At 37.0% G+C, this 22,275-nt stretch carries 13 protein-coding genes; 2 read left to right on the forward strand and 11 right to left on the reverse strand.

The features are described from left to right. Window positions 1–7: 7 nt before the first annotated feature. From ABTV71_RS25170 to ABTV71_RS25220, 11 genes are all read right to left on the reverse strand, one after another. Window positions 8–1,405 carry a substrate import-associated zinc metallohydrolase lipoprotein gene (locus tag ABTV71_RS25170; protein WP_433901464.1) on the reverse strand — a complete coding sequence of 466 codons (1,398 nt, stop codon included), beginning with the start codon at window positions 1,403–1,405 and terminating at the stop codon, window positions 8–10. Between the two features lie 6 nt (window positions 1,406–1,411). Then, a complete protein-coding gene (locus ABTV71_RS25175; protein ID WP_433901465.1) occupies window positions 1,412–2,899 on the reverse strand; it encodes a RagB/SusD family nutrient uptake outer membrane protein in 1,488 nt (495 codons plus the stop codon). Between the two features lie 11 nt (window positions 2,900–2,910). Then, window positions 2,911–6,537 carry a SusC/RagA family TonB-linked outer membrane protein gene (locus ABTV71_RS25180; protein ID WP_433901466.1) on the reverse strand — a complete coding sequence of 1,209 codons (3,627 nt, stop codon included), beginning with the start codon at window positions 6,535–6,537 and terminating at the stop codon, window positions 2,911–2,913. A 253-nt stretch (window positions 6,538–6,790) separates the two neighbouring features. Beyond that, window positions 6,791–7,948: a FecR family protein gene (locus ABTV71_RS25185; RefSeq protein ID WP_433901467.1), complete on the reverse strand. Its 1,158-nt coding sequence runs from the start codon at window positions 7,946–7,948 to the stop codon at window positions 6,791–6,793. Window positions 7,949–7,994: 46 nt separating this feature from the next. Beyond that, complete coding sequence (locus tag ABTV71_RS25190) at window positions 7,995–8,522, reverse strand: RNA polymerase sigma-70 factor (RefSeq protein WP_433901468.1); 528 nt, start codon at window positions 8,520–8,522, stop codon at window positions 7,995–7,997. A gap of 1,906 nt (window positions 8,523–10,428) precedes the next feature. Further along, entirely contained in the window at window positions 10,429–11,688 is a 1,260-nt protein-coding gene (locus ABTV71_RS25195; protein WP_433901469.1) for a DUF4302 domain-containing protein, read from the reverse strand. A gap of 6 nt (window positions 11,689–11,694) precedes the next feature. Beyond that, window positions 11,695–12,534 (reverse strand): zinc-binding metallopeptidase, encoded by an 840-nt coding sequence (locus tag ABTV71_RS25200; protein ID WP_433901470.1) that lies wholly within the window; start codon window positions 12,532–12,534, stop codon window positions 11,695–11,697. Window positions 12,535–12,545: 11 nt separating this feature from the next. Further along, entirely contained in the window at window positions 12,546–14,006 is a 1,461-nt protein-coding gene (locus ABTV71_RS25205; RefSeq protein WP_433901471.1) for a RagB/SusD family nutrient uptake outer membrane protein, read from the reverse strand. 10 nt (window positions 14,007–14,016) lie between these two features. Then, window positions 14,017–17,622, reverse strand: a complete 3,606-nt coding sequence (locus tag ABTV71_RS25210; protein ID WP_433901472.1) for a SusC/RagA family TonB-linked outer membrane protein — start codon at window positions 17,620–17,622, stop codon at window positions 14,017–14,019. 234 nt (window positions 17,623–17,856) lie between these two features. After that, window positions 17,857–19,008 carry a FecR family protein gene (locus ABTV71_RS25215; protein ID WP_433901473.1) on the reverse strand — a complete coding sequence of 384 codons (1,152 nt, stop codon included), beginning with the start codon at window positions 19,006–19,008 and terminating at the stop codon, window positions 17,857–17,859. Window positions 19,009–19,060: 52 nt separating this feature from the next. Continuing rightward, window positions 19,061–19,582, reverse strand: coding sequence for an RNA polymerase sigma-70 factor (locus tag ABTV71_RS25220; protein ID WP_433901474.1), 522 nt, complete (start codon window positions 19,580–19,582; stop codon window positions 19,061–19,063). Between the two features lie 360 nt (window positions 19,583–19,942). Between ABTV71_RS25220 and ABTV71_RS25225 the strand changes: the two genes are divergently transcribed. Beyond that, window positions 19,943–21,073: a clostripain-related cysteine peptidase gene (locus tag ABTV71_RS25225; RefSeq protein ID WP_433901475.1), complete on the forward strand. Its 1,131-nt coding sequence runs from the start codon at window positions 19,943–19,945 to the stop codon at window positions 21,071–21,073. 9 nt (window positions 21,074–21,082) lie between these two features. Further along, window positions 21,083–22,231, forward strand: coding sequence for a hypothetical protein (locus ABTV71_RS25230; protein ID WP_433901476.1), 1,149 nt, complete (start codon window positions 21,083–21,085; stop codon window positions 22,229–22,231). Window positions 22,232–22,275 lie beyond the last annotated feature (44 nt).

The raw sequence follows: 22,275 nt of genomic DNA on the forward strand, positions 1-22,275 counted from the left end.
TGCTAAATTAATTTAAAACAATAGGTCCATAAAAATAACTCTCAGCATTTCCTTGAACATAAAAACCAGCATATTTTCTGAGGTTCGCTAAGCCTGCTGTTTTTGGTAACCAATCAGGCACAAAAACGTTATTGGTTAAGTAGTCTATCAGTGGCTGCCATCCGGAGATTGTTATCCTTCCATTATTATACTCTGTGCCGGAAGAAGTATTAGGAACATAGATAAACTTTACACTACCGTCAGCCTGATAGGAAATATTAAAATCGAAAAATGCTTTCGTAATTGATGTCGAAGTAGATGAACTGCTATAGGAAGCCTGAATCTGTAACATGTTACCATTAAACACACAAGAGAAGTTCCTAGCAGTTCTACCTGTGCTGCCATTTATATTGAGTCCCAGCTTTTGTTCTACATCAGTCCAGACAGTTTTAAATACAGCTGACTGGCCATAGGAAACATAATGGGCTCCCTGATTCAAATCAACATCTATTTGTCGGAGATAGGACTGTTTCATCTGATAAACAAGTGTTTCCGTTGGATCTTTATATAAGCTGGCGAGTGTCCTAGACATTTCATATTGCAATTGTCTAAAATCAATATCATAATATTGCTTAAAATAGTCTACGACGATAGCTTCCTTTTGTTTTAATTTGGCCTTACCATCTGCTCCCGCAGCATTAGCATAGCGATCGTAATATAACTGTCCTTCAACCAGTAAATGTGCCACTGTCTCTGCAAAATCCTCCGTATATTGATCTCTTGCATATCTTGAGATAAACCCCAACTTTTGCGCTAAATCTTCCGTGTTTGCTGAATTCGTCCAATCGGAAGTATAATCAGAAGGCGTAATTTTTTCAAAAGTTGGTGGGATTTCGATGGTCTGATTTAAAATATGTGTGAACTCGTGGTGAATGGTTCGCAATCTTCTTTTTACATTATTGTAGTCATTTTCGTCCAATGTATTTAAATTATAAAGTATTACGCGCCTTCCTCCGTCAGCAGTGCCTAGTGTCTCTGATCCGTTTGAATTATATACCGTAGATCCAAAAAAGACAAATTGTTTTGGTGTGCGCGTTTTGATAAAGGTCGCTCCTGCTACTTTCTCATAAACTTTGATAAAACCATTCAGTACCATTTCGGCCGTCGGTTTAACACGATCTATATTGGGTGGTGAAATATTCTTGGCAATATCACCCATGGAACGATCAAAACGATACACCACCTCAATGTTGTAGGGATTTGTCAAACTAGCTTCCAACCAATTATCTAGCTCTCCATAAACGTATTTATCTGAATTATAATCATTCAGATCCACATCTAAATTGCTATCGCTCTTTCTACAAGAGTATTGTAAGATAGCGAGCATCGAAAACGCAATGAGTATTAAAATATTATTTCTTTTCATAAACTATTATCTTGGATTTTTTCCTACTCCAGCAATAGATGCCTCGTCAGGTATTTGAAACATTCTTCTATTATCATCTGGGGACAGAGTCTCAAAGGTCTCCGTGCCATCTATATCCAGAAAATTGTGGACTACTGGAATACGATGTCTTAAGATATCTAACCAACGGATACCCTCTGTAAGGAATGCCAATTGTTTATACTGTAAAATCGTCTCGATCAACGCTTCCTGATCTGTCTGAGCAGTTGTAAAATAGCTCTTCGCTTTTGCCAATGTTACATTGTGATTTGCGGGGTTAAAGTCAACAATTCTCGTACTTGCAAAATAATTGATATCATTCAGACCATTCACATAATCATTTTTCATCACATAGGCTTCAGCTCTGTTAATTAAAGCTTCATCCGCTGTCATAAGCGGAACCATGGTATATGGCTGTCCAGTACCCGCTGATACATTGGTATAAAAGAAATATTCATTATATTTCCGAGGCCAATAATGTGTACTACTTGCATAGGAAGAACCATTCCATTGAAATGTAGCTCCAGCTACAGTCACCTTACCGAAGGTTGCAAGATATTTATCCCGACCATAACCAAATCGACTATAATATCCCGTACTCTGTCTTTGGTAAATTGAATACGTATCCGCAAGTAACAAATTGTAGTTTTTATCCGCCTTTGTGTATTCGATTTGTCGTTCAGCAGTTGTTAAATCTCTAATTTTCGTTGCTTCAGGCCGAGTGTTATTGGTATAATCACCGTTTTGAAACACTTCATTCGCATGCAATATTACTTTATCCCAATCGCCTTTAAATAAATAAAAACGAGTTGCAAATGCATTTGCTGCAGAATAGGTAAAATGATATTTAGGCACTTTCCATTTACCGCCTTTCAACAGGGGAATCCCTTCTTCCAGGTCTTTTTGAATCTGCTGATAAACGGATTCTACTGTACCGCGTTCATATTGTTGTAAGGCAATTTTTTCGGGTTGTGTAACATAAGGAATACCCGGCGAGCTATTATCTTTCCCGATCTGATATGCTTTTGCAAAATAAGTGACAAGCATAAAATGTGCATAAGCTCGGGCAACCAATGCTTCCCCTTTGTATGGCAGCACAGATTTATCCAATTTAAACTCATCAATGGAAGCCAATGCTTGATTTGCGCTTGCTATAGCAGCATAACAACCATTCCAATATTGAGTTGGTGTATTGTTTCCAGATCCGGCAATATCGTTCCAGCGATACAGATCCACATAAGGATCCAATAATGGAGCTCCACTGTTAGGACCTTTATCATTCACATTGTCTGAATATGTTTCTGCCATTGCTAAATACCCATATCCTGGGTATGCTGAAGTCACCAGTTTAGCGACCTTGTCAACCGTATTGATTTCAGTCCGCATATCCGGTTCCTGCTCCAAGTATTTTTCACAAGAAGACAACGACAATGCTGATAAGATAACTACCGATATATATATTTTTAATCCTTTCATTATTTTAATAATTAGAAGCCTACTTTTAATGAGAGTGTATATTGACGGGGTACAGGCATGGCCACACCGCCGTTGTTGAAGAATTCCGGATCTGCACCGTTAAGTTTTTTATCCGAGTACAACAGCGCAATATTATTTCCGACGAGTGATACCTGTAACGAATTAAGACTTATTTTCTTTAATAAATCCTTGGGAAATATATAAGTCAATGCGACCTGCTTTAACCGCACATAGTCTCCTTTAGCGACACGTTCGGTTGAATAATTATATGCATTATAGGGATATACCGCATCTACGGTAGAACCATTGGCGCGAATTACCGAGTTGTTCTTTACGTAACCATCAAGTAAAGATGGAATATTTGTATACATCTCATCGCCCGGCATCAACCATCTATTGACCATATCTTTTGAAATCGTTTGCATATCAGTGTAAACGCTAGCATAGGTGGGTTGAAGACGAATAAAATTGCCTGCCGCGAAAGTAAAGAGTGTGGACAAGGACAGTCCTTTGTACCCAAATTGATTAAAGAAACCACCCGTCGTAGTCGGGTTCACCGGACCATGATATTTCAGATAATCAATTGTTTGACTCTGCAAATTGATATAAGTATCCTTTATGCCTTCTGTACCAATAAAGGTTGGGTAGCCATAGCGAGAATCTAAACCATCAAATTGAATAGAGAAAAGTCCGCGTTGTGAATACCCTTGTACTGCCGCCCCTTCAGCTCTGACAAGTGTCCAGATATTTTGGTTGACGTCCAATCGCGTGACTTCGTTCTTATTTATGGCAAAATTGAACTGTGTACGCCAGCGAAAACCGTCTGGATTTTTAAACGGGCTGCCTGCAATAGTAAACTCAAATCCATGAGCTTTCATTTCTCCATAGTTGGCCTGTTTTGTAAACTGTCCACCAATACCAGATGTACGTATCGAACCAATCAGGTCAAAAATATTCCTTTTATACCAATCCATTGTCAACTCAACCTTATTATTAAATAAATTAAGATCAGTACCAATATTCGTCTCATACATCTTTTCCCATGTTAACTTGGAGTTTTCCAAGCTACTTATATATATAAGACTTTCCTTTTCATCTTCATATGGCCTTTTTGATATATCATTGTAAAAAATAGGTGAGGAGTTTCTGGCACTACCTAAACTCGCAGTTAATCCATAAGTCGCTCTCAAACTGAAAGCGTTGACGATATCATTCTTCTTAAAAAATTCTTCCTGGTCAACATTCCATTTCCCCGAAACATTCCAGGTAGGTAACCAACGCGCAACTCTAGATTTCCCCAATTGGTTTGCTCCATCGTATCTTGCCGTGAAATTGACCGAATACTTATCCTTATAGGCATAGGCAGTTCTCAACATTGTCGCAACATAACGATCATAACCATAGCCCATGCTAAAATATGGGTTACCCGCTTCAATAATTTTTTTAAAATAGCGGTAATTTGGATTCACTAAGCCGCCACTTGCAAATTGATAACCTACACCATCGTACGAAGAATTTTGCCTGTCCGTATACCTCATTTCCATAGATCCAAAGACATTTAATCTATGATCTTTTGAGAAGGTATTATCATACTCCAAATTTTGGCGCAAATAGTAATTTTTTAAATTATTATTAATTGTATTAAAGAAACCGCCCTCCGGGAGAACAACAACAGGAGGATCGTTAGGATTATCCGGGTCTTTGTACAGCCACTTATTCCCATCTGCAATGGTAGCATCGCCATTCGCGAGATAAGATTTAATCACATTTGAATTTTCCTTCATTGAATGTTGACGCTCAGTTTTCGCGTAACGATAAGCTCCATCGACGGAATAAGTTAATTTTGGTGTTATTTTATATTTCACCCCTCCCTGCACTTTAATGTCAAGCATATTGAGTGCTAGGCTATTATTTTGCAATTCGTTGATAATATTAAAATCACCATAATTTCTCACGAAATACTCTAAATCACCATTTTCATCATAAGGTGTGATCAGTCTGCTTGTATTTAAAGCGTATGAATACGGGTTGATATCAAAATCCCTAGAATATTGGCCATACACAGGATCAGATTGTCTGGTTAATGTTCCAGGAGCACGTTGATCGCGAATAGCCGTGTTTACAAGAAATTCTGCACTCAACTTATCACTAATCTTTATATTGTTCCTAAGATTACCCGTATATCTTTTTACATTATCCCCCAATGTTTGCCCATTATCACTTGTCAAACTACTTGAAAAATACGTTTGAGACCGTGCAGTACCAGAATTAATACTAAGAGAATGTTCTTGCAATAATGAATTCCTGAAGAGTACGTCAAACCAATCTGTATTTGCTTTAGCATATCTGCTTAAAAAGTTCAACCGATCTTGTAAGGTATTTTTCAATGCAAAAGAATCTGTCGTCTCGTCATATTGATACATCTGGTTGTACATCTTATAAAATATGCCACCTGTAGAGCTTCTTGACACACTACTATGATTAAAACTTCCTTTATTTTCTAATTCCAACAAAACAGACATCTGTTCCGCAGAGTTCATAATATCAAACTGACTATAGCTTGGTTTTAGATAGGTCGTAAATGTTCCAGAATAGTTGATCAATGGTTTTCCTTCTGTATTTTTACCTCTTTTGGTATTCACCACAATAACGCCATTCATGGCACGAGCTCCATACATTGCTGTTGCCGCCGCATCTTTCAAGATAGTAAAGGATTCTATATCATCTGGATTAAGCCCCGCTACCGATGATCCGATCAACGTATTGGCATCACCTGTAGAAAGTGCCTCATTGGAAATATTGACCACATCTTCTAAAATAATTCCATCAATAACCCATAGCGGTTTATTGTCACCCGAAAGTGAAGTTGCTCCACGAACAGTAATTTTGGGAGCAGCACCGAAAGTTCCAGAAACATTCTGCACGGAGACCCCTGCCACCTGCCCTTCTAACATCCTGGAAATATCAGGTACTCCGCTTCGTTCGGCATCCCTAGCATTTACTTTAGAACTTGCCCCAGTAAACAGCTTGCGGTCAACATTCTGATATCCGGTCGCAACAACATCAACAACATCCAGTTGATTATCCGATGATGTCAATACAATAGGAATAATTGCACGACCATTGACAGTAACTTCTGTACCCGAAAATCCAACATACCTGACAACCAAAGTTGCGGAAGAGGAAGCATTAATCTTGAATCGTCCCTGTTCATCGGTTTGAGTAGAAACCGAAGTTCCTTTTACGGTCACTGTAGCACCACTCAGTCCTTTTCCGTCTTTATCCTTAACTGTACCTGTAATCGACTGCTGTAGCAATGCAGTAGGTGTAGTCGTATTGCTATTTTTTAAATTGCTATTGACAGAGATTGTATTGGCAATAATCTTATATTCAATATTATTATTTTTCAATACAGCGTTAAGTGCTTCCTCAACAGTGGCGTTCTTGACATTGACTGAAATTCTCGCTTTCGAATTCAGATTTTCACTGTACAGTACGCGCAGATGAGACTGCTTGGAGATTGCAGACAAAGCTTCTTCAATACGTGCATTCCGCATGTTCAAGGTGACTTTCTGGGCAGTGCCTTTAGCATGCACACCTGTAACAAATGCAAATAAAAGACATGTACTAATTTTCATAATACGTAGGGGTTTGCAAAACCGCGGATCTCGAGGGATCAAGAGCCACCTTTTGCTAAATGGTAAGTTATTCATACATTTACACTTTGTGGTTAATTGGGGTTTAATTGTTCACTTTTTAATTTAGGACCTGATAATCACATTTTTCTGAACAGGGATGCGCCAACATTCCTGTTCTCTTTTTTAAGGTCTTTTGGGTAGGTATTAATTTGTCATAAGCAGCCGGTTTTGGGTTTAGTTCATTATTATATTTCTAGCTTTTCGTTTCTATGATCAATTTTCTTCCATCCACTTCAAATTTGAGATTACTTACATAGGATAGCATTTCCAGAACCTGTGATAATTTGACATCACGCTCGATACTTCCGGTATACACCTTGTCCAGTTGTACGTTTCCCCTGAATTTCACATCCAGATCGTACCATCTCGATAATTGATGTGCGATATCTACGATCGTCTCCTTCTTGAAATAAAACTCATTATTGTGCCAGGACAGATCGCGTTGCAAATCCGCCTCTCCCTTGATCAGATTATCCCTAGAAGACCATACATATTCTCCGGGTGATAACTCAACACGTTCGTTATTTCTCCTAACCTCAACTTTGCCTTCCGCAAGCGTTGTACGAACCTCTTCTGAATAGGAATTCACATTAAAATGTGTGCCCAGAACTTTGATTTCATTCCCTTTGGACTCCACAATAAAAGGGTGATCCGGATTGTGCGCCACTTCAAAATAAGCCTCGCCTTCCAGAAAAACCCGGCGTTCTGTTTTTGAAAATTGCGCAGGAAATTTCAGTTGAGAAAGTGCATTGACCCAAACTTTTGTACCATCCACCAGCGTCATTTTATAGAAACTCGCCTTTGGGACAATTAATGAATTATATTGTGTAGGAATAGCCTGATCTGTCGCTTTGACGATCAGCTCATTGCTATTGCCAACAAGATTATTGTTTTTAGTCAGTGTTTTCGTAGAATCGTTATCCAGTGAGATCTTTGTTCCGTCGGCCAACACTAAGATTGCCCCACTTGTCGCTGGCGCGATATCTTGTGGCTGTGCAATAACAGCATGCTTTTCTTTGGAATTATCGGTGGTTAATTCAGTTCGCCATAAAACAAAGCTTCCAACTAAAAATGTAATAGTGGCGGCAATCCCCAACGACCATTTTCCAATTGATGTTATTCCTGTACGATTTTTATTATTTAGTTTATTCCAAGCCTTGTTGGCGTCCAATTTGCGGACAATGGATAAATCATCTTCTATATTTTTTGCCTGGCGGAAAGATTCCAGAAATTGTTTGTTCTGCGGACTAGCATTTAACCAGTCGTCAAGCTGGCTTTGCTCTTCTCCGGTCAAGTTACCGCTAAGGAACTTCCGAAGTATTTCGGCAATATGTCCTGTGTTTTCTTTCATATTCTACACTAAAGAAACGCAAGACGAAAATAGGGGTGACAAGAATTTAAATATTTTTTAACAAAAATATAACAAGGGGGATAAATTCTGGATTTAGGCGTTTCAACAGCATTTTCATGCCGCGTTGCTTTTGGGTTTTCACGGTGTTGATGCTAATTTGAAGTTCTTTGGTGATCTCAAGATTAGACAATCCTTCCAGGTATCCCAACCGGAAGACCTGTTGGCAGGAGGCAGGCATTTGTTCAATAATTTTATAGATCTCCTGAATGAGTTCACTGTGGATCATATTCAATTCAAGCGCTGTGTTATCTTCTTCGGTAAAGCCAACTACAGTCCAATATTTTTGACGCACTTTTTCATGGCGTATGTGATTATAGCAAGCGAAGCGCACAGAACTGTAGAGATAGTTTTTGATCGCAATCTCATTATCGCTTACTTGGTCCGTATGTTTAAAATACGCGATAAAAGCATCTTGCACCAGATCCTCTGCGACCGTCAGATCACCTAATATCTTCCACGCAAAATGACAGAGCCCGTTGTAGTGTGTTTTGAATAATACTTCTTCCTTCTGCATAGTTAGATCACTTCCTTTTCCAGCTACTGTGTTTTATAGATGGGATATTTTAGGATATATATGTGCATCTCATGAAGATGCTTAATAATTGTGCTATAAAAATGGCTAATATTTTTTATTATTTGCAAGAAAAATATTTCAAAAAGACTATTTTTCCATTTTTTCATAAGGATCACGCTGTAATATTTATTATAAAACGAAAAGGAAAATGTATTGGGGTGATAAAAAACAAAATATTTCCCGGATTATAGATATCAAAGAAAAAAACAGTTCTTTTTGGATTGAATTGTCACAAGGATATGAGAAAACTCCCGCGGAACTTTTATTTAAACAAAAAGCTGAATTATAATTATACCTCGGGACGCATTTATTTCCGCACTTTTCGTTATTGCTTCATCCCTGACCGTAATCCTTTGGTTGGACTACAGAATTACTTACAGAGCCGACGTGTTCACTTGCCAGGCTCATCCTGTTGCTTAGCCGGTGTATTGGTTCTCTTCCACTATCGCATGTGTTACTTGAGATATGTAACAGTTTCCCGATGATGCCCTTCGGCACGCTTTGGCTATTTATGTGAATCCTTCGTCCTTGGAAGCAATTGCTTACGTCAAGGAACTAACGGCATTAGCCGAGTATGCGAAATGAAGGAACAATACCGTGTTTCTTCCACCTTATATAAGGTTTACTTCGTTCGTCGCAGCGAATCATTCGCCACTAACTGTGTCTATTTGGTGGAATATGTAGTTTGCATCTTCTGCTGATCGGTCTCTGTCGATTATGAACCTGTTTACTTGAAGCCTTTCCGTTTTCACTTGCTCTATCCATCGGAATTTTTCCACGATCGAAGGATTTACATCCCAGCGCCAAGCGTTTACTCTGATCGGTTACGTTTTTGCTTCGGCTGCTTACCGGTTTGCAACAAGGGAGGAAGCGTTTGCGTCCCGGCAAATTAATTATGAATAATCTATGCAAAAGGGGTGTCTCGCAATAATTTTGAGACACCCCTTTTTTTACCTCCATCCAATTTTATGTAGAAATAAATATCTTTTTTATTTTTATTATCGACCAATTCCCCAAGCAAGTTGTGCATAGAAACCTCCTAATCGATCTGCAGGTACGCCTGTGGCTTTCGTTACCACTGATATCTTTCATCTTTATGGAGCAAACTATTTAATTGACTTTTTCTTTCTAGTTCGCCCGTCAACAAATGTTAGGATCAAACCGCCAAGGATTACCCATACAAATGCTGCAATAAACCAAGATAAGGTATGCTCATTAACTTTTTTTTGAAAATAATAATTGATAACCTCCCCCATAATTACCATAATAATCATTGCCAGGCAGTATCTTAAAAATAACTTATAATGATTTTTTATAATTAGTCCTTTTTTAATTCTAAAGACCAGTTTTCTCAAATTATTTGATATTGCTCAACAAAGAAAAAACAGTCCATAAATTGCTACACAAAGTAATCTCCCAAGAAAATGAAAATAATTGTAATAGAAGAATACAATATATTCATTAACCAATTACTTTTACTCTGCTTTTTAAAAATTAAATGATAAAGTGAAATCAGCCAAATTATCACAGTCAGCAATACCATCGGGATCGTGCATAGCTCCACAATAAAAGAAATAATTGCATTAGCCAATTCAGGAAGATATTGATGTGTTGAATAATTTGCTATCAATAACGCAAAGTACAGTAAACAAACTTTAGACAATAAGTTCATTAACAATAATATATTAGAACGATTCGGCAAGTTCTGTGTTTGCTTTTCCATGACAGTATAATTAATTAAGTTATCGAATTTTGATAAAAATTTAATAAAGTGGGGCCTCCTTAAACAGCCCCGCTTTATAATTATCCTCTCAATCATACCATTCTGTAAAAGCAATATACTCGATTACAATGGCCCCAAACTAATCCATCTGCGTGCATCAGTTGCGGTAACTAAATCGAAAGTATTCGCTCCAGTCTCAATAACATATAAACCTTTAGGATCGGTAAAGTTTAGTGCCGTTTGAATAATGATATTGCGGTATACTGTAGGAAGCGTTCCGAGAATACCATAAACGTCATATTTTAGCATGCCTGAGCTTTTATCAATCGTCGGAGTAATACCAATACCGTATCTCAAACTAAAATTTGCTCCATACGCAATTAAGTCAAGATCTTCATCGTACCCTAACCACGCAATACGTTGATTTACACCAGTACCAGCCGTTATGCTAGCATCATTTAAATAATCGACGACATTGTCCATTACCCAAGGTGTAAACGATAGTTGTCGATCCGCTTGCCAGAATCTACTTACAGCAGTTTTATCATAGAACAACGGTTCATTTGCTTCAGATATTTTCAATTCTTGAGTTCCCAATTTGCATTTAATGTATCCAGCGGCAGCATCATAAGTTATTTCATCCAAACTCGAAAGCGAATCTTTTCCCAAAACAATAGGTTCAAAAAAGTTTAGGTCATTATCGACAACGAAGAAATTTCCGCTTGTAGTTTTTCTTACACCATCGATATACTGTATAAAATCAATTTTTCTATTCCCATTATCAATTTTCAATTCATAATCTCCACCATTAATCACTGTTCTCTTAAAATAGGTACGGACCTTAGCCATTTTTTCCAACATAGTCCCGGTATTATTATATGTTTCGTCAATTTCGTTTTGCGATTTTGCTTTAACCAATACCAGCTGACTTTTATTGAATGTACCTTCTAATACAACTTTATCAGTTGTTGCAGAAACAATGGCAAATTCAAAATCGGCAGCGTATCCTTCTCCTAAGGCACCTCCCAAAACTGACGGAGTCGGGTCTGATAATTTATGTAGTGTTGAATAAGTATCAAATAACAATGTTGGACGTTGAAGTGCTTTAACTCGATAGGAACTTTCCGATCTTTGGTTATCAAACTCAGCGTTCATGGACACTCTATTTTTTCCATCAAATTTAAACGTAAAATCTACCGCAACATCTGTATTAGTCAAAAGATAAGCTTTCCAACCAAACTCAGCATCTGCCAATATACTATTATATCTATCGAGAGTTTCATTGATACGTTTATCTGTCGTATCAACTGGCGTAGGTTCAAATTTATTACACCCTGATAGACAAATTATAACTGTTAACAATAAAAAATAAATTCTTTTCATATCATTTTATTTTAATGAATTTATAGCTTCTTGGGTCACGGTTTGAAGCTGGTCAAGATCAATATCCCAAGTTTCTTTCAAATACGATCGAATGATCGCTTCTTTTGCACGGAGAGCAGCTGTCCCAGGTCCAGCACTATTCACCCTCGCTTCAAATGCTGTCTTTCCATCAGTTAACATTATAGCTAGCATTTCCACGAAATCATCTTCCACAGTATTACGAGCATAAGCAGAAATAAACCCTAGTTCTAATACTTCATCATCTTCATAATTGAACCAAGTAGCATCATATCCATCAGGAGTGATCAAAGCATAAGCAGGAGTAAACATTTTCTTTTGATGAAGAATATGACCAAATTCATGATGCATTGTCTTTAACATTCGTTTTACCTCCACCTTATTGGATTTTTCAAAATTATTAACAACAAACAAGGTCACTTTTTTTCCTCCTTCTGCTTGACCTAAAACAATTGTTCCATTTGAATTATACTCTGGACTTCCAACTAGTACAAATTGTTTTTGGGACATCACTTTCATAAAAGTCTCTCCTTTCACTGCTACATAAGGTTTAATCCAGACATGCTCCATTGCTTCCATAACAGGCTTCACTTTGCTTTCAAGTGGAGGTACTAGTGTTTTGTCCATATTGACTTCTGATCGATCCCACTTATATTTAACTTGGATATTATAAGGAACTGTGAAGTGTTCGTCTAACCAATTATCCAATTCTGTTTTGACCCATGTATCACCTCCAAGTCTTAAATCCTCAATATTTAATTTCTCCTCCTTTGTACATCCCACCATAAGCACAGACAGTACAATGAGACAAATAAGTAACTTTTTCATAATTTTAAAATTTATCGTGGGTTCTTATCCAGTCCTGAAGCAATAACCTCAGTAGGTAATTGCAGAACTCTACGGTTATCTTCAGGCCCAATTGTTAAATTTATATCTCCTTTTACACTACGATGGTTAACTGTCCTTTTCAATCGGATGATGTCAAACCAGCGCATACCTTCAAAAATATACTCCTGACGTTTAAAGTTTAGAATAGATTCTACCAAAGCATCTTTTATTGATAGGTTTGGATAGAATGATGTTACTTTTGCAAGTGTTAACTTATGATTTGGATTTGATTCATTATATCCGGTTATTCGTTTTGAAAGAAAAGCATTTAAATCATCTATTACAGCTTGATTATTTCCTAAGTTTGCATTTGCTTCGGCTCTATTAAACAGTACTTCTTCCATAGTAAGTAATGGTATGACATTATAAGGTTCACCAAAATTTGCAGATATTGTTTCTTTGATAAAATTCTCCGAAAATTTCGGTATATTAAATACGGTCTCGGTTCCTCCAAATATTTTACTTCTATAAGTGAGCTGAATTTTTACTGGATTATTTGCTGCTGAAAATATTTCAGCTAATAAAGCCGAATTTAAACCATAATTATAACCAGCAAACGATCGTCCCCATATTGAGTTCGCTTCACATAAAAGCAAATTAGCAGATTCTGTTGACTTAGTATAAATAGCTTGAAGATCATAATAAGCCAAATCTTTATACTTACCATTCCAATTTCTTAAAGAAGTAGCGATCGTACCGGTACTGGCTACTAAATTGGCATACTTTACAACATTTGCATAATCCTTTTTAAATAAATAAAATCTGGTAGCAAAAGCATAGGCTGCATTTTTCGTAAAATGATACGCTGGCGATTTATAAGTGGAATTATCTATCAACGGAATCCCTGCTAACAGATCTCTCTCTATATTATCATAGACAGCTGCTACTGTACCCCGCGAATATTTCCCTAATGCTGTTACCTCAGGTTTCTCAACATAAGGAATCCCAGGATCAGTAGAGGATGAACTCTCATCATACGGGCGTGCGAAAAAATTAACCAACATAAAATGATTATACGCTCTAGCGACCAATGCCTCCCCTTTTGATGCATTTAATGTCGGATCATTACCTAATTCAGCAATGGACTCAAGCCCCTGATTTGCAGCAGCAATCGCTTTATAGCATTCCTGCCAATATCTCGCAGGCATATCGTAAAGTGACTTTACTTGATCTTTGAATTCCCAAGGAAAAGAGTTCTGTTCGCTTCTTGAAGAGACTCCTTTGTCTCCCGCATTGTCGGACATGGATTCGGCGAATGCAATATATGTCGATTTAGGGTAAGCCGAGGCTACCAATTCTTTAATTTTAACAGGTGAATCAATTTTTGTCCTTGCATCTGGTTCCTGTTCTAAAAATTTATTACAACTGCTAAGCGTTGCACCTAAGACTATTATAAATAAATACTTTTTCATAAAAAATTCATTAAAATCCTACTTTAAGTGATAAAGTATACATTCTTGAAACTGGTAATGCTACTCCACCTGTACCAAAAAATTCCGGGTCTTGCCCATTGAGTTTTTTATCGGCATAAATCAACCAAAAATTATTAGCTACTAAACTTAAAGAAGCATTTCTCAATTTGATTTTTTCCATAAGTTTATTGGAGATATTATATGTCAACCGGATAGTTTTCAATTTCAATAAATCACCTTTTGCAATACGCTGATCTGAATAATTATATGAGTTATAAGGGAATTCACCATTCAACCCGTTGAACGTTCCTCGATCAGGTATGGCTGGAATATTCGTATCCAATTCGTCGCCAGGTACAACCCAACGATTTCTAAATTCAAGAGGTGTAGCATCTAAATCTGAGTAGGAACTATTAAACACAGGATTTAATCTAACCTTATTGCCTTTTGCGAAAGTAAACAATGCAAATAAGCTAAATCCTTTGTAATTAAACGTATTGCTAAAACCTCCCATAAAAGTTGGATCTGTAGGTCCTTCATACTTTAAAAAAGAAATATCATCTCCTTGAGGATCTATATAAGTCACTGTTTCACCTGAACCGTTATGGAACATTGGGACGCCAGTTTTGGGGTTTAGTCCACCAAATGGAATAGAATAAAGACCTCTATACGGATGTCCTTGCAGCGGTCCTCCGTCTGTTCCAACCAATTCGAATATAATTGGTGTCCCCTCAAGTTTGGTCACTTCATTTTTATTAAAAGCAAAATTCAGATTACTGTTCCATGAGAAATCAGTAGAAGGTTTAATATTTGCTCCCAAGGTAATCTCAAGACCCTTGGATCGCATATCTGCGTAATTGAAATTTTTCTTATACTCACCTCCTATTGCAGGTGTTCTCGCATTATAAATCAAATCAAAGCCTTTTCGATCATATAAGTCAACTGTTAAATTTAGCTTGTCTTTCAAGAATCCAAAATCAAATCCCAGATTGGCTTCATATTGTTTTTCCCAAGTTAAATCGTTGTTAGCCAAATTGATTATATTTATCACATTTTCCTGTTCTGTAGGAAAGGGCCTTAGTGAACTAGAACTTTTTACAACTAAACTTGAATTGGTTGCGCTACCAATACTCGCTGTCAGTCCATAAGTACCACGAATTGTAAAACGATTCATAACCTCTTTTACACTCGAATTATCATAAAATTTTTCACGGTCTATATTCCAAGCGCCAGAGATATTCCATGTGGGTAACCAGCGAGCGGTAGCACTGCTACCCATTCGATTTGAACCATCATATCTAAATGTACCATTAATTGCGTATCGGCCATCATAGGCATATGCACCCCTAAACAAAAAATAAGTTTGGCGATCATATGTCGGTCCCATACTATAATACGGTAGATTATTAGCAACAGCTTGTTCTATCGCCTTTGGATCAACAAAAGGAACTCCGCCCTTATCAAATTGATAGCCATAACCAATGTTTGATTTATTTTGACGATTCGCTGAACGAATTTCCTGGGCAACAAAAAGATTTAAATCATGCACTTCGTTAAAATTCTTATTGTATTCCAATGAATTTCTAAAGGTATACGATTTCAAAAAATCGTCCGTTGTATTATAGAATCCGCCATAAGGGAGCACAGTTTCTGGTTCCGCAGCAGTATTTTCTGGATCTCTATAAAGGAAACGGTTATTTTTTCGAACTTCTGAATCAACGCCTAAGGGGTCGAACGACGTACCTGCGCGATAAGCCATTGCCATATTAGAATTCTCACGAATTTTATGTTCCTGACCAGTCTTTACATATCTCATCGCACCCAAAGAGCTAAAACTTAAGCCATCCAAAATTTTATATGTAAGTCCCCCTTGAAACTTGAGATCCAACATATTCAAATCCATGGTATTATTTCTTAATTCATTGATAATATTGAAAGGAGCATAATTTCTTCTAAAATATTCTAGACTTCCGTCTTCGTTATATGCTGTAAGTGTTCTACTAGAATTGATCGCATAAGAAAAAGGATTAATATCAAAATCTCTAGAGTACCTACCTTCCACCGGATTACTCACGCGCCCTAACGTTCCTGGGGCTTGCTGATTTCGTATAGCTCCGGTAGTGATAAAATTCAAGGAAAGTTTATCAGAAAGTTTAAAATTCGCATTCAAATTTGACGTGAAACGCTCTACATTGTTTCCCATAGCCCAACCATTATCTTTCAGATAAGATGTAGAAAAATATAATTGACTTTGTTCGCTACCACCATTAAAACTTACGGAATGCTCCTGTTGCAATGAATTTTTGAACAATAGATCAAACCAATTCGTATTCGCCAATGCATAGCGTTTCAAAAATGCTCCCTTTGCCTCATCCGTATTTTTTACTCCATAGTCACCTAAACTTTCATCATAATCAATTAAGGAAGCAAGCTTTGTATAAACACCTCCATTCTCCGCTCGGGAAGTAGGCGAATAATTGAACCAGCCTTTCCGTTCCAATTCGGCATATACGGACATCTGATCGACCGAATTCATGATGTTATAATTAGAATAGTTGGGCTTCAAGTTTACAGAGAAATTACCTGTATAGTTTACCTGAAGTTTTCCAACTCGTCCTCTTTTCGTACGTACAACAACCACTCCGTTCATCGCTCGTGCTCCATATTGTGCTGTCGCAGAAGCGTCTTTAAGAATATTGATATCTTCAATATCATCCATATTTAACCCAGCTACTGAAGATCCTATTAATGTAGAAGCATCGCCAGATGAGAGCTGTTCATTAGATATATTAACAACATCTTCTAAAATTACTCCGTCAATAACCCACAAAGGCTTATTCTCACCTGTAATGGACGTAGCTCCGCGAATCCGCATTTTAGGAGCAGCGCCGAAAGTTCCTGATACATTTTGGACTGATACACCCGCCACTCTACCTTCCAATGCTCTACTAACATCTGTTGTCCCCTCTTGAATAACATCTTTTCCTTTTAAAGAGACCGCTGCTCCAGTAAACAATTTAGGATTCAAGTTTTGAAAACCCGTAGAAATTACAACCTCTTCTAGTTTATTCTCATCAGATGTTAACACAATATTCAAATTATTTCGATCTGAAACAGCAACTTCTCTGACAGCATAGCCAATAAAGCGAATAGTCAAGGTCGCATTACTGTTAGCATTTATTTTAAAATGTCCGGATTCATCAGTCTGCGTAGTGATAGCGGTTCCTTTGACAGTCACTGTTGCCCCGGCCAGCGCATTTCCATCTTTATCTTTTACTGTACCAGAAACTCCTTGCTGCACAATATTACTTGATCTACTACCTTCCGTTTTCCCATTGACAGAAATCGTATTAGCTATAATCTTATACTCAATATTATTGCTTTTCAAAACGGCATTTAATGCATCAGCAACGGAAGCGTCTTTCAGATTGACATTGATCCTCGCTTTGGAATCAATATTTTCCCCATAAAATAACTGCAGATTGGACTGCTTGGAGATCGCGTTCAGTGCTTCTTCAATCCGTGCATTTTTCATTTTCAACGTAACTTTCTGCGCAATGCCATTGGCTTGAACTCCGGTCACAAAGGCGAAAAGAAGGCAGGTACTAATTTTCATAATACGTAAAGGTTTGCTAAACCGCGGGTCATGAGGTATCAGTCGCCACGTTTTGCCAAATGGTAAGTTATTCATACATTTACTCTTTGTGGTTAATTGGGTTTACTTAATTCGCTTTTTAAATTTTTAGGCCTTTTTTAATCATTTCCGGACAGGGATGCTGCAACATTCCTGTTCTATTTTTATGTAAAGGCTCTTAGGTTAGGTATTATTTCTCTTACATAAGTACTCCTCCTATTTGTTTTCTACTATTAATTCTTTTCCTTGAAGCTCAAATTTCAGGTCACAGACATAGGTCAGCATTTCCAACACCTCTGACAGCTTAACATCACGTTTAAAATTACCGGTATACACTTTATCTAATACCACATCTTTTTTAAATTTCACTTGGATATCGTACCATTTAGACAATGTAGAGGCTATTTCAACAATGGTTTCTTTCTTAAAATAAAACTGATTATTATGCCAAGACAGGTCGTGTTCCAAATCGGCTTTTCCTTTCCGTAGCTGTTCTCCTACGAAATTCGCGTATTCTCCCGGCTCCAGGACAATCACATGTCCAGAATGACTTACTTGAACTCTACCCGAAGATAATGTGGTACGAACATTATGACCATAGGCATTGATATTAAAATGTGTTCCCAATACTTTTACTTCATTCCCCTTGGACTCGACATAAAATGGTCGCTCAGCATCATGTGAAACCTCAAAATAGGCTTCACCATCCAAAATTACCCGGCGCTCTTTCTCATCGAATTTTTCAGGAAATTTAAGTTGCGAATTTGCGTTGACCCAAACTTGGGTACCATCCTCCAGATTTAATTTATAGAAATGCCCTTTAGGAACGACTAATGTATTGTATTCAATTGCCGATTCTGTCAGTGGTGCTGCTACAGCTGCAATCCCGCTTTTAGTCTCGTCCATAATAACTTTTGGGTCTAAGTTTCTTACCGAACTTTCCAATGGCACTACTGACCCATCTGCCAGCAGCAGTAAAGCTCCGGGCTGGGCGGGCAGAATATCCTTTTTTCCGGCTGTATTGGTCACTACTTTGCTCGGATCGACGACCTCCCGATCACGCAGGTAAACTAACACCGCCCCAAACAGCAAAACAAAAATAGCTGCAATACGAATAAATGGCCAATAATTTATTTTTTTAACAGATCTAACAGCACCTACTCTTCGCCAAGCCTCTCCTTCGTCAAGATCCGCAAAAAAATTCAGGTCCTGCTCAATATTTTTTGCATCCCGAAATTCCCTAATTAGATCGTCATTCCTTTGATCAGATTTCCGCCAGTGCTCAATTGAATCGCGTTCCGCAGCACTTTCCTGCCCACGAAGAAATTTCTGGATTAATTCGGCTATGTAATTGGAGTTAGCTTTCATATCTATAGGTTAGAAACCCTATAGATTAATATGGGGTGACAAATATTTAAAATTATTTTAACAAAAAAATAACAAAGGGCAAAAATTCTGGATGTAGCTTGTCCAACAGCATTTTCATACCGCGCTGTTTTTGAGTTTTAACGGTATTCACACTGATCTGAAGCCTTTCTGTAATCTCTAAATTAGACAATCCCTCTAAATATCCCATTTTGAAAATTTGCTGACAGGCAGCCGGCATTTCTTGAATAATCCGATAGACTTCATTGATAACCTCCGTATGGATCATTGATAATTCAACAGAGTGTTCATCCTCTTCCGTAAAACCGACCTGTGACCAGTATTTCTCCTTTACCTTCTCGTGCCGGATATATTTTAAACAGGAAAACCGAACAGCAGTGTATAAATAATTGCGAACAAAATTCTCGGATTCATCCATGCGCTGTTTTTCCCTAAAAAAGGTAATAAAAGCTTCCTGTACCAAATCTTCCGCAACGGAAGACTCCCCCACGAATTTCCACGCAAAGTGACACAAACTTTTATAATGCTGTCTAAATAACTTTTCTTCAGGTCCCATAACTTAAAACGGGTGTAAAAAACAATTGATCAGTCGCGATTAATGGAGATCGACAAACTAGTCTAGTGTAAAGATAGAATTTTAATCTTACTTTAACAATTATTAAATCAATTCTTCCTTGACCACAGGTTTAAATTACTTTAAGCCCATTTACAGTGACTGATTCCGTCTTCAAGCAAAAAAAAAACATTTATTGGAATCAATGAACAAATTCACATCCGCTAAAAAAAACAAATAAACAACGAATTTTTTAAAATTAAAAAAGCACTGATAATCTTTTTTATTAAAAACATTTCTACAATATTATTTTTTCACTAAAATTGTATTGCATTTTTTAATAAAAAAAATAACCATTTAACATTGAAAACCTTATTAATTAAATTAACAATAGTATTTCAATTGATCCTGTTAAGCTACTGTGGAAGAAAAGACGATTATTACATTGGGGAAAAAATAGCAAAAAAAACGGTTCTGTTCTATATCTCAGGAAATAATGATTTGAGAAATGAAGCCTTCTCAACAATAAAAAAGATTCAAAAAGGTATAAAGGAGATTGATGGCAGTGTCATTGCTTATGTTAAAACAGACAAACACAATTCTTACCTCCTTAGAGTTCGTTATTCTTTAGAAGAAAGAATCATCTCTGACACGCTAAAAATTTATCAAAATAGCAATAGTTCTGATCCAAATTTTCTTCAGAAAGTTGTGGCTGATTCCAGAAGCTTTGCACCAGCTGATTCTTATGGACTAATTTTATGGTCCCATGCCACTTCTTGGCTCCCGAAAGCGAAAGCTGTAAATACTAAATCTTTTGGAAACGATAACGGTTTTGAAATGGACTTATTGGATCTTAAACGAGCATTACCCAATGATCTTGATTTCATTTTATTTGATGCATGCTACATGGGAAGTATAGAAGTTATGTATGAGTTAAGAAATAAAGCTAAATATTTCATCTCTTCTCCGGCGGAAGTATTGGCCTCGGGTTTCCCATACCAAGATTGCACCGCTGATCTTTTCGCTGGAGAAGAAGGCTTAAAGCGAGTTTGTGAAAGCTTCTTTAATTATTATCAGACAAAGAAAGGACCATATGCCTCAGCTACAGTTAGTTTGATTGATGCTAAAAAACTGAACCTGATTCCAGCAGGAATAAAGCGAATTATTGAAGATACGGATAAGCTTCAAATAAATATTTCCGGAGTACAAAAATTAAACTTCCAGAATGGATCTGATTTATTATCGTCTTACGATCTTTTGGATTTAATCAGTAAGAACTACCCTACTAATAAACTCTATAATTTAGAGAGGTCTTTAGAAAACGTAGTCATCTATAAAGCTAACACTAACTTCTTCTTAAATCAAAAAATAAACTCTTACTCGGGATTAAGTGTATTTGTCGGAAAAAAAACAAAAAAAACATACTTAGATGCCTATAAAAAATTAGAGTGGAACAAGGACACCAATTGGATTAATTACTTCAAAACTACTTAAATAAATTTTATGAAAATCAAATCAATTATTATCCTGTCATTATTATTGACATTTATCATTTCTTCTTGTAAAAATGATATTGCTGAGCAACCGTTAAAAGTAAACCGTGCAGAGATAAAACGAATGGCCTCACTCCATCACAAAGGACTCGAATACCTAAAGGAAAATAGAGTAAAAACAAAAGGAGCAGGTATCCAAGTCCCTTTAGATCCTATTCGAACTCCTTTAGAAATAAGCAATGAATTAACACCTGCGCTTTTTAATTATCTAGAACTTGAAGGGTTACAAGACTACAAATATTTAGCGAACTCAATTCCAGGATTCAATTTAGATAATTTGCCTACAATTAGTTTAAGCCAGACGGGGCAAGCTTATAGTCAACAGTTTTACCTGACGAGCAACCAATTGCTAGCTATACAAGAACCATCTTCATATCAAGATCTGAACAACCAAATCGAAGCTATTATCACATCCACTACCTTTTTAAATCTTTCCACAGAGGAGCAGACAATTTTAACCAGCGCTGCAGAGGTAATGTTGGATTCTTATTCCTATTGGTCGACTCCAATTAATATTCCACAATTGGTCGCTACAAAAGGCTTTTGGGGCGGTTTTTGGAGGACGGTAAAACGTGATTTAAAAGGAGCTATAAGTGGTGCAATTACAGCTGGTATTGCTAGTAGAAATGGGACAGCGATGGTAGCTGGAGCTATTGCAGGAGCGATACTACATTCAGCATTTGCAGCTGAATTATCTGAAAATGAGCAACCTTTATTTAAAGACGATAGAATGGTCTTAATTGGAAATGTTCTGGTTCCTGCTGAATTTGATGAGATTATCTATAAACCACAAGTACCAGTCTTGAACTTCCCTACAAATTACATTGGTACTTATTATTACGTTTCTCACGAAGGATATGCACACAATGACAATACAATGTACCCAACATTCATTTATAGTAACAACAACAAAAACTATTACAATGTGGGATTAACTTGTTTATTGCCTGACGGAATTTATTTTAATAAATCCAATCCAAAATATTACAAAGTAAAAGACGGAATTGTAATCGAAATAGGGAATAAGCCAACATTTTCATCAGGAGAGGCTAAACCAATTCAACACGTTATAGACAATTTATTTCCTGCTTGTAACTAGCTATTAGGCGGGTTGTATGTCAAAAATATCTAAAAAAGAATTGA

The organism is Sphingobacterium puteale, from assembly GCF_050986225.1.
GTDB classification, from domain to species: domain Bacteria; phylum Bacteroidota; class Bacteroidia; order Sphingobacteriales; family Sphingobacteriaceae; genus Sphingobacterium; species Sphingobacterium puteale.